Source organism: Bradyrhizobium sp. (assembly GCF_017881085.1).
Lineage (GTDB): Bacteria > Pseudomonadota > Alphaproteobacteria > Rhizobiales > Xanthobacteraceae > Bradyrhizobium.
Window position 1 is genome coordinate 1 of the sequence record NZ_JADGRI010000200.1, and the last position, 10,107, is coordinate 10,107.

General features: G+C 63.4%; 9 protein-coding genes. 6 read left to right on the plus strand and 3 right to left on the minus strand.

The features are described from left to right. Positions 1-126 precede the first annotated feature (126 nt). Positions 127-945, minus strand: coding sequence for an MBL fold metallo-hydrolase (locus QZ213_RS18235; protein WP_291687493.1), 819 nt, complete (start codon positions 943-945; stop codon positions 127-129). Positions 946-1,087: 142 nt separating this feature from the next. Here QZ213_RS18235 and QZ213_RS18240 point away from each other — a divergent pair, with 142 nt between their 5' ends. After that, positions 1,088-2,029, plus strand: a complete 942-nt coding sequence (locus QZ213_RS18240; protein ID WP_291687494.1) for an alpha/beta hydrolase — start codon at positions 1,088-1,090, stop codon at positions 2,027-2,029. 13 nt (positions 2,030-2,042) lie between these two features. Here QZ213_RS18240 and QZ213_RS18245 read toward each other — a convergent pair whose 3' ends face one another. Together QZ213_RS18245 and QZ213_RS18250 are read right to left on the minus strand one after the other, a co-directional pair. Further along, entirely contained in the window at positions 2,043-3,566 is a 1,524-nt protein-coding gene (locus QZ213_RS18245; protein ID WP_291687495.1) for a permease, read from the minus strand. Beyond that, the gene (locus tag QZ213_RS18250) at positions 3,563-4,315 is read right to left on the minus strand and encodes an ABC transporter ATP-binding protein (protein WP_291687496.1); all 753 of its coding nucleotides are present in this window, start codon (positions 4,313-4,315) and stop codon (positions 3,563-3,565) included. Before QZ213_RS18250 ends, QZ213_RS18245 begins: the two co-directional genes overlap by 4 nt. 195 nt (positions 4,316-4,510) lie before the next feature. On the opposite strand from QZ213_RS18250, the gene QZ213_RS18255 reads away from it, so the two are divergent. From QZ213_RS18255 to QZ213_RS18275, 5 genes are all read left to right on the plus strand, one after another. Next, positions 4,511-6,082 carry an EAL domain-containing protein gene (locus QZ213_RS18255; protein ID WP_291687497.1) on the plus strand — a complete coding sequence of 524 codons (1,572 nt, stop codon included), beginning with the start codon at positions 4,511-4,513 and terminating at the stop codon, positions 6,080-6,082. A gap of 299 nt (positions 6,083-6,381) precedes the next feature. Beyond that, entirely contained in the window at positions 6,382-7,257 is an 876-nt protein-coding gene (locus tag QZ213_RS18260) for a branched-chain amino acid ABC transporter permease (protein ID WP_291687498.1), read from the plus strand. 4 nt (positions 7,258-7,261) lie between these two features. Continuing rightward, complete coding sequence (locus QZ213_RS18265) at positions 7,262-8,413, plus strand: branched-chain amino acid ABC transporter permease (RefSeq protein WP_291687499.1); 1,152 nt, start codon at positions 7,262-7,264, stop codon at positions 8,411-8,413. Further along, complete coding sequence (locus QZ213_RS18270; RefSeq protein WP_291687500.1) at positions 8,410-9,168, plus strand: ABC transporter ATP-binding protein; 759 nt, start codon at positions 8,410-8,412, stop codon at positions 9,166-9,168. Before QZ213_RS18265 ends, QZ213_RS18270 begins: the two co-directional genes overlap by 4 nt. 13 nt (positions 9,169-9,181) lie before the next feature. Next, a complete protein-coding gene (locus tag QZ213_RS18275; protein ID WP_291687501.1) occupies positions 9,182-9,961 on the plus strand; it encodes an ABC transporter ATP-binding protein in 780 nt (259 codons plus the stop codon). The last annotated feature ends 146 nt before the right edge of the window (positions 9,962-10,107 follow it).

Sequence of the window (10,107 nt, forward strand, 5' to 3'; positions counted from 1 at the left end):
ACCTGCGCCATCACCGGGCGTGATCTGGCCACGGGCGGAGAGGAGAAGCTGCTCGCCAATTTCGCGGCGGCGCTCAGCATGCCGGCGGCTTCAGCGGCCTGATCACTTGGTGGGTACACCGCTGCGTCAAACGCCTCCGAGAATGATGACCGTGGGTGTCGACGGCAACGTCTCCCGCGAAATCGTCAGCGTGCGCTCGGCTCGCGTGTCGATGGCGAATTGCTGGCCGATCTTGCGCATGAACTCGTCGAGCGGCGTCATGAAGCGATGCATCGGCAGCACCACGGAGGCGCGCAGCCGCCTCGTGATGTCGGAAATACCGTCGAGCGACATCGTATAGTTGCCGTCGATCGGCACCATCACGATATCGAGCCGGCCGATCGCCGCGAAATGGCTGTCGTCCAGCTTATGGTGCAGGTGGCCGAGATGGCCGATGCAAAGACCGGCGACCTCGAAGATGAAGATCGAATTGCCGTCCCTGATCATTTCGCCGCTCGAATCGTCGCCGAAATAGCGGCGGATGTCGGTGGTGACGTTGTGGATGAAAACATCGCCGACGCGTTCGGCGATCCTGGCCGGCTGCCCGTCGTCGCCCCAGCCGTGCAGCACATGGGGAATGCGCGGATCCGGAAACAGAGTGTAATGCGTGCCATGCGCGCGGTTCATGGTGACGACGTCAGGCAGGCGGCCGGTGGTATAGGCGCCGCTGAAATCGGTCGCGATCCGCAACCCCCCGGGCGTGTCGATATAGTAGGTCGAATGCCCGGCATAGGTGATCGCGACCTCGTCGGGCTTCGCGGCGGCCGAACGCAGGCTGACCGGCACCGCGCGCGGTGCGGCGTTGGCCATCGCCAGGCATTCGCTGCGCGGGGCATCCTGCGCTCCGGCGGCCGTGGCGATCAGCGAACTCAGCAAGGCAAAGAAGGCAGAAAGGCATCGCGGCATGGCAAGGCTCGTCAGGTGACGCCGACACTGTATCGCGCAATTTGATTGCCGTCATCGCGGCATTTTTCTGTTCACTGCAGGGGTGCCTAAACGATAAGCTCGCTCAATCGATCGGGAATTGCGGCGAGGGAGGGAGTTTACATTGACGCAACCATCCTCAAGCGCGCCGCGTGCGCCGTCGTCGCATCGGCTGGAGCCGCTCAGCCACGTCGATGCCGGCGTCCTCAACGTCGCCTATCACGAAGAAGGGCCCGCGGATGGGCCGGCCGTGATGTTGCTGCACGGCTTTCCCTACGACATCCACTCTTATGTCGACGTCGCCCCTCTGCTGGCCGCGCAGGGCTGCCGCGCCATTGTGCCCTATTTGCGCGGTTACGGTCCGACCCGTTTCCGCGATCCGGCGACGCCGCGTTCGGGCGAACAGGCCTCGATCGGGGCCGACCTGATCGCGCTGATGGACGCGCTGTCGCTCAAGCGCGCCGTGTTCGCCGGCTATGACTGGGGCGGACGCGCCGCCTGCATCGGCGCGGCGTTGTGGCCGGATCGCTGCATCGGCCTGGTGTCGGCGAACGGCTATCTGGTTCAGGATATCGCCAAGGCGATGATCCCGGCGAAGCCGGAGCGCGAGGTCCCGCTCTGGTATCAATACTATTTTCAGCTCGAGCGCGGACGCGCCGGTCTTGCCGCCAACCGGCGCGGCATCGCCCGGATATTATGGCAGCAATGGTCGCCGAACTGGCATTTCGACGATGCATGTTTCGAGCGGACAGCGGCGGCGCACGACAATCCCGATTATGTCGACGTCGTGATCCACAGCTATCGTCACCGCTTCGGCCTCGCGGACGGCGATCCGCAATACGCCGACATCCAGCGCCGGCTGGCGGCGCTGCCGGTCATTACGGTGCCTGCCATCACCCTGGACGGCGATAGCGACGGCGTCGTCTCCGCTACCGACGGCACCGCACAGGCTGTGAAATTCTCAGGTCCCCGCATCCATCGTGTCATCCCGCGCACGGGTCACAATCTGCCGCAGGAAGAGCCGGAAGCGTTTGCGGCTGCGGTGATGGAGCTGATCAAGGGGTAGCGCGTGAGCGCGCTCACTCCCGCCGCGGGCTCAGCTTCCAGGTCGCCGCAACGATGGCTGAGGTCATCAGGCCGCTGACGAGCGCGGCGAGGGGCACCGCGAGCGCCAGCGCCGCGGTCGCGGCCCACCCGATCGAGGAAAAGGCCTCCGCGAAGGTCGCCAGCCGCGACGAGGTCTGGCGGCGGCGGAACTGGCTGCGCTTGGCCTGCACCCGGAACCAGAGCTGGATCGCGGTGGCGGAGGCCGCCGCGATGATGACGCCGAGCGCGGTGACCGTGGCCTGCAGCGGCGAGGCAAACAGCAACGCTGCGACCAGCGGCGCGAAGATGGCCGCGATCGCGATCAGCACCACCTCGATCTTGGCGCGGATCACGCGCGATGGCGCTAGCGGCGCGGTCGCCACCAAATCGGCGGCGTCCTCGCCTGAAATCGTCAGCCAGGCGAGACCGCCGGCGAGTTGACCGGCCGCCATGACAATCACCGGCGTGATCAGCACGATGGCCATGTTGCTGTCGGAAAAGCTGCGCCACAGCATCACCGCCGGCGGCACCAGATATAACAGCTGCATCAGGGTCTGCGACACCAGCCAGGGATCGCGGCGCAGCAGCACGAATTCCTTCCGCCTCAGCGCCTGCTGGCGCGAGCCGGCGCGGAATGCCCTGGCGCGGGAGCCCTGATGGTTCGGCCTGGCATTGGCCGAGGCGCGCGCGGCGGTGTTGGCGAACCTCGCCGAGAAAATCGTCATCACGGCGCCGAGCAGCAGGAGGCCGCCGGCCAACAGCAGCAGCAGCGCCTCGCCATCGCCGAGCACGGCGCGCGCCGGCCACCACATGATGCTGTCGGCATCGGGGGCAAACCGGGCGGCGGCGTCCGAGGTCAGTACCGCGAAGCGCGACATCGTGCCGTAGGACAGGATGGCGGCGATCTGCAGCGCGATGACAAAGCCGGCACCTATGACTGCAGCGAGAATTTGCGCCACGAAACGCGTGCGGCTGGGGCCGATCAGGCGAAACAGAACGATCGTCACCGCGATCGCCATCGCGGCCGCCGACAGGCCGATCGCGACCACGACGCCGTAGGCCGCGAACCAGCGGATGCCGCCGCCGATCACGAGAACGTCGACGAAGGGCGTCGAGAACAACAGCGCCATCGCAATCACCGTCAGCGCGATGGCGGCAATGCGTATCGAAAACACATTTTCCAGGCGGACCGGCGAGGACATGATCAGGTCGAGATCGGCGCGGGCGTAGAACACCCGCGTCACCGATTCGATCGCCTGCGACAGCATCAATGCCCAGGCCAGGACGATGGTCGCCGTCATGACGATCAGCGAGGATTTGTCGAGTGGCGCCCTAAGATCCGCAAACCGGCCTATCACCGCATAAGCGGGCAGATGCATGATCGCGGCGAAGACGATCAGGCCGATGACGGCGCGGGTTCGCTTGCGACGGCCGCCCGTCATCGTCGCGAGCCATTCTCGCCATGCCAGCCGGATCTCGTGCCGGGCAAACCAGGTGAGCGCGGTGGCCGAACTCATGCCGCGGCGGCCTCGACATTGACCAGCGCGATGAACAGGTCTTCGAGGCTGGTGTCGTTGTGCCCGTTCTGCTGACGCAGTTCGGCCAGCGTGCCTTCCGCGACCAGGCGTCCCGCGGCGATGACGCCGATCCGGTCGGCCATGCGTTCGGCGACTTCCAGAATATGCGTGGTCATGATCACGGTGCAGCCTGAGCGGACGCGATCGCCGAGCAATCCCTTGACGTGGCGCGCGGACACCGCGTCGAGTCCGGTCAGCGGCTCGTCCAGGATGATCAGGCGGGGGTCGTGCACCAGGGCTCCCGCCAGCGCGACCTTCTGGCGCATGCCCTTGGAAAATCCCTCGCAGCGTTCGTGCAGATGCGGCTCCAGTCCGAGCGAGACCAGCAGACGATGCGCGGCCGGTTCCGAGGTCGCGGGATCGACGCCCCACAGGCCGGCGACGAATTCGAGATATTCCAGCGGCGTCAGCTTGTCGTAGATCATCGGCTCGTCCGAAACCCACGCCATGATCTGCTTGGCGGCGACGGGATCGGAGAGCGCATCGCTGCCGAATATCGTGACCGTTCCGGCATCGGGCCGCAACAGGCCCGCCACCATGCGCAATGTCGTGGTCTTGCCGGCGCCGTTGGGGCCGACCAGTGCATAGAATTCGCCCGATCGCACCGTGAGATCGAGCGCATCGACCGCGAGGCGGTCAAAACGTTTCGTTAACCCTCGCACTTGCAGCGCGGATTCGTGCGGCTTCATGAGGTCTGGACCATCTTCGGGTTGCATCCAGCTTCGCACCATGGACCCAAGAGCTTTCGGCTCGGTGAATCGGGGATGCCGAATTTGCAGAACCGCTTCGGATGACGTTTACGCCTGTGTGTCAAACCAGAGGCAGCCGAAACCGGTCAGCACACGCAAGGCCCGAGTTCCATGTCACCTTTAGTAGCCCGACCAGTGTTCACCAAGACGGGGTGGTCGAGATGGAACGAACCTCACATTCGCGATGCGGTCCTGTTGATGGTATTCGCGCTCGTTACTTACGCGGCCGCGGATGTTTATGAGCTGCCCCCTTACCTGCTGCAGTTTGCGTTGGACCATCCCGAGTGGGAACTGGACGACCTGGTCTTTGTCGTTTTCATCCTAAGCGCAGCCGTGATGACTTACGGGATACGCCGCTATCGAGACGTGGTGCGCGAAAACCGGGCGCGTATCGCAGCCGAAGAACATGCGCGCAATCTGGCCCTGCACGATCCTCTGACCAAGCTTCCCAATCGCCGCTTCTTCGAGGAAAGACTCGCTGCAAATCTTCAGGCCGCCGGCGCTGGCAAGCGGCTCGCGGTTCTGATGCTCGATCTGAACGGCTTCAAGGCGATCAATGACATTCATGGTCATGTCGCAGGAGACAAGGCGCTCAGCGAGTTTGCTCGCCGGGCATCGGCCCTCCTCGGTCGGGACGCCTTCCTTGCCAGAATCGGAGGGGATGAGTTTTCGATCATGATGCCTTCCATTTCCTCCGTTGACGAGGCTGCCGATCTGGCGGCGCGCATTCAGGAGACCGTTGCCGAACCTTTTGTTGTTGGACATGCGACCGTGAGGCTCGGCGTCGGCGTTGGCATTGCTGTGGCGCCCGATGACGGTACGCGGGCTGACGAACTGGTAAGTCGCGCAGATCGTGCGCTCTACCGCGCCAAGGCCACCAGACCATCGTCTGCTCGCTTTTTCGAGCCCGAGATGGACGCGCGAATCGAGCGCCGTGTTCAAATCGAACGGGAACTGAGGGCCGCAGTCGAATTTGACTCCATCACGCCGCATTTTCAGCCGGTTGTTTCGCTCGACGGCAATCGCATCATCGGGTTCGAGGCACTGGCGCGCTGGGAAAGCGCTGATCTTGGTTCGATACCGCCGGCCGAGTTCATTCCGGTAGCGGAAGAAACCGGCCTGATCGTGCCGCTGGGCGAACTGCTGCTGCGCCGTGCCTGCCTGGAGGCCAAATCCTGGCCAAAAGACCTCACACTCTCGTTCAATGTCTCGGCGGTCCAGTTGTACGATCCGACGTTCGGACTGCGCGTCCTGGCGATCCTGGCTCAGACCGGCTTCAATCCCCGCCAGCTGGAAATAGAAATCACCGAGAAGGCGCTGGTTGCCAATATCGCCATCGCAGGGAAGGTCATCGATCAGCTGCGCCAGGCAGGCGTGCGGGTTGCGCTCGACGATTTTGGAACGGGCTATGCCGCGTTGACGCAGTTGCTCTCGCTGCATCTCGACAAGATAAAGATTGATCGCCGCTTCGTGTCGCATCTCGGTGAGGGCGAGGACAACCGGGCGATTGTTCGCGCCATCCTCTGCCTTGCAAAGGGCGTTGGCCTGACGACAACGGCGGAAGGCGTGGAAGATCAGGGACAGCTGGCCTATCTGAAGGCAAGTGGCTGTGAGGAAAGGCAGGGATATCTGTTCGGCCGGGCGATTCCGGCCGCCGAAATTCCCGCTTTGCTGAAGAGCAGGCCCTGGAACTCCGCGGTCGCCTGAGGCGATTTGCAAAGATATCCATCTGCATCGCTGATGCAGCGATGCGCGCCTTGGCGCCGAAGACCGGCAGGCCGAAATCGCGACAGCACAGAGTTCGCGAACCCAATCGCCGGGATTGCGGCATTTGTCCGCAACCCCGGTGCGGGACGGCAACCACCGCTGTGTTGACAGGCAACGGGGCTTCCGGCTGTATAGGTTGGTCCCGCGGCTTTCGGCAGGCGATGCCGAACAGCGCGTGGACACAAGATGCGGCAAAGGCGGTCGTTAGAATCGCTCGCATCGGGGGAGGGATGTCGACAATGCTGGACTTCGTTCAGCAGTTGGTGAGTGGCGTTGCGCTCGGCTGCGTCTACGGCCTGATCGCGCTTGGCTTTGTGCTGGTATACAAGGCCACCGAGGTCGTCAATTTCGCCCAGGGTGACCTGATGATGCTGGGCGGATTCTTCGCCTTCACCTTCATCGGCCTTCTCGGTTTCAATTACTGGATCGGATTTGCCTGCGCGGTCGCGGCGATGGCGCTGTTCGGCATGCTGGCCGAGAGGCTGGTGGTGCGTCCGATCCTCGGCTATCCGCAGTTCTCCATCATCATGGCAACCATCGGGCTCGGCTATTTCCTGCGCTCGGTGGTCGGCATGATCTGGGGCACCGACGACTTCAAGATCGAGACGCCGTTCAGCCAGGGTGTGCTGCGGATCGGCTCGCTCGTGCTGGCCTATGACAAGCTCTCGGTGATCGCGGCGACCGTCATCCTGTGCGCGCTGCTCTATTTGTTCTTCAAGCGCACGATGCTCGGCACCGCGATGCGCGCGAGTTCGGAAAACATGCTGGCGGCCTATTACATGGGCATTCCGGTCAAGCGCGTGGTGTCGATCGTGTGGGCGATCAGCGCCTCGGTCGCGACCTGCGCCGGCGTGCTGCTGGCGCCGATCACCTTCATTCATTCCAATGTCGGGCTGGTGCTGGGGCTGAAGGCGTTTCCGGCGGCGGTGCTCGGCGGCTTCGGCTCGATCCCCGGCGCGGTGGTCGGCGGCGTGCTGATCGGCGTGATCGAGAGCATGGCCGGCTTCTATCTGGCGGAGGGGTGGAAGGACGTCGCGCCTTATGTCGTGCTGCTGGCGGTGCTGCTGCTCAAGCCCGAGGGCCTGTTCGGCCTTCGCATCCGCAAGAAGGTCTAGCCATATGCGCTTCATGTTCAAGACCGATTATGAAGACGACATCAGGCTGTTTCCGCACAGCGGTTACCTCTTCTCCTACGGCACCCTGCTTGTGCTGCTGGCGATCGCGCCGTTCGTTCTTTCCAGTTACATCGTCAGTCAATTGGTGTTCGTCTGCATCTACGCCACCGTCGGCGTCGGACTGATGATCCTCACCGGTTTTACCGGGCAGGCGTCGCTGGGCCACGCCGCCTTCCTGGCCATCGGCGCCTATACGGCGGCTTATCTGCAGCAGTTCAATGTTCCGTTCCCCGTCTATTTCCTCGCCGCGGGGCTGTTGACCGGCGTGATCGGCGCGCTGGTCGGGTTTCCGGCGTTGCGGCTGCAGGGCATCTATCTCGTGATCGCGACGATCTCCTTTGCCCTGATCGTCGAGGAGATCCTGGCGCGGTGGGAAAGCGTGACCCATGGCAACGAGGGCATGCGGGTCAAGACCATCCAGCTGCTCGGCACCACCGTGCCGCGCGACAGTCCGGCCTTCTATTTCCTCTGCCTCGGCGTACTGATCCTGACCATCGTCGGCACGCTCAATCTCTTGCGCTCGCCCACCGGGCGCGCCTTTGTCGCGATCCGCGACAGCGAGACGGCCGCCAGAAGCATGGGAGTCAACGTCTCGCTCTATAAAGTGAAATCGTTCGCGATCAGCGCTGCCATCACCGGCTTTGCCGGCTGCCTGTTCGCCCACAAGCTTTCGTTCATCAGCCCGGAAATGTTCACGCTGCAGCTCTCGATCGAGTTCATCATCGTGATCCTGATCGGCGGTACCTTCAGCCTGCACGGCGCCGTGCTGGGGGCGATCTTCATCGTCATGATCGATCCGTTCCTGACCTATCTGAAGGACGACGTTCCCGGCATGGTCGCCGGCGTAGCCGCCACGCTGGGGGCCGGCGCCGAGCGCGCGGCGCATATCCAGAACAGCGTCTCGGCGTTCGCGTCCGCCAATGGCCTGAAGGGCGCGATCTACGGCATCATCATCGTGCTGTTCGTGCTGTTCGAGCCGCTCGGCCTGTACGGGCGCTGGCTCAAGATAAAGCTCTTCTTCCAGCTGTTCCCGCTCTACAAGCGCGCCACCTTCAAGCGGCAGAAGATCTATGTGAAGTCGGAGCGGTACCGATGAGCTATTTCCGCGCCGAAAACCTCTCGCTGCATTTCGGCGGCCTGAAGGCGGTCGATTCCGTCAGTTTCGCCGTGGAAAAGGGCGAGATCCTCTCGATCATCGGTCCCAACGGCGCCGGCAAGAGCTCGATCTTCAACCTGATCTCGCGGATCTACAGCCCGACCTCGGGCAGGATCTTTTTCGAGGACCAGGACATCACGGAGCAACCGGCCTACGGCATCGCCAAGCTCGGCATCGCCCGCACTTTCCAGAACATCGAATTGTTCGAGAATGCCAGCGTGCTCGCCAACCTCCTGGTCGGCCGGCACCGCCATTCCACCACCCAGCTGTGGCAGGAACTATTGTTCCTGCCGAGCGTGCGCGGCAATGAGAAAATCCATCGCCGCCGCGTCGAGCAGGTCATCGAATTCCTCGATCTCGAACCCTATCGCGACAAGCTGATCTCGGGGCTTCCTTACGGCGTGCGCAAGGTGATCGAGCTCGCGCGCGCGCTGTGTACCGAACCGAAGCTGATCCTGCTCGACGAGCCGTCGTCGGGGCTGAATGTCGAGGAAACCGACGACATGTCGTTCTGGATTCGCGACATGAAAAGCGAGCTCGGCGTCACCGTGCTGATGGTCGAGCATGACATGACCCTGGTGAACCGGGTGTCCGACCGGGTGATCGCGCTGAACTACGGCCGGGTGCTGGCGATGGGAACGCCTGCCGAAGTGCAAGAGCATCCCGACGTCGTCGCCGCCTATCTCGGCGCCTAGAGGGGATGATGGCATGAGCGCTCCCGACATCATCCTGAAGCTCAGCAATATCGAGAGCTACTACGGGCCGATCATGGCGATCAGGGGCATCAGCCTCGAGGTCCCGCGCGGCCAGATCGTGACCCTGTTGGGGGCCAACGGCGCCGGCAAGACCACGGTGCTGAAAACCATTTCCGGCATTCTCGATCCCCAGAAGGGGTCGATCGAATTCCTGGGCAAGCCGATCCAGCGCATGGAAGCCGACAAGATCGTCCGGCTCGGCTTGAGTCATGTGCCCGAGGGGCGCGAGGTGTTTCCGTTCCTGTCCGTGCGCGAGAACCTGATGATGGGCGCCTATCCGCGGCGGGATCGCGACGCGGTCGCCGACGACCTCGAGCAGGTGTACAAGTATTTTCCGCGGCTGCGGGAGCGGCTCAACCAGCCGGCCGGGCAACTTTCCGGCGGCGAGCAGCAGATGCTCGTGATCGGGCGCGCGCTGATGAACCGTCCGACGCTGCTGCTGCTCGACGAGCCCTCGCTCGGCCTGTCGCCGATCCTGGTGAAGGAGATATTTGCGATCATCCGGCGCATCAATGAAGAGCAGGGCACCTCGATCCTGCTGGTCGAGCAGAATGCCAAGGTGGCGCTGGAGACGGCGCATTATGGTTATGTCCTGGAGATCGGCCGCGTGGTCATGAACGATGCCTGCGAGCGGCTGATGCATTCCAGGGACATTCAGGAATTCTATCTCGGCGCCAAGGAAGCGGGCGCGCGGGGCGAACGGCGCTGGAAAAAGAAGAAAACTTGGCGTTGAATAGGCTGCTGCTTCGGAAAAAGACCGGCCAACCGGCATCCGAAGCGGGCGAGGAGAGGGAGGGAACGAGCATGGCCGGACCGGCAGTGCTGACGGTCGCCGACACGATCGCGAGGAGTTTTCTGCGCGCGGCGGAAACGCGCGGC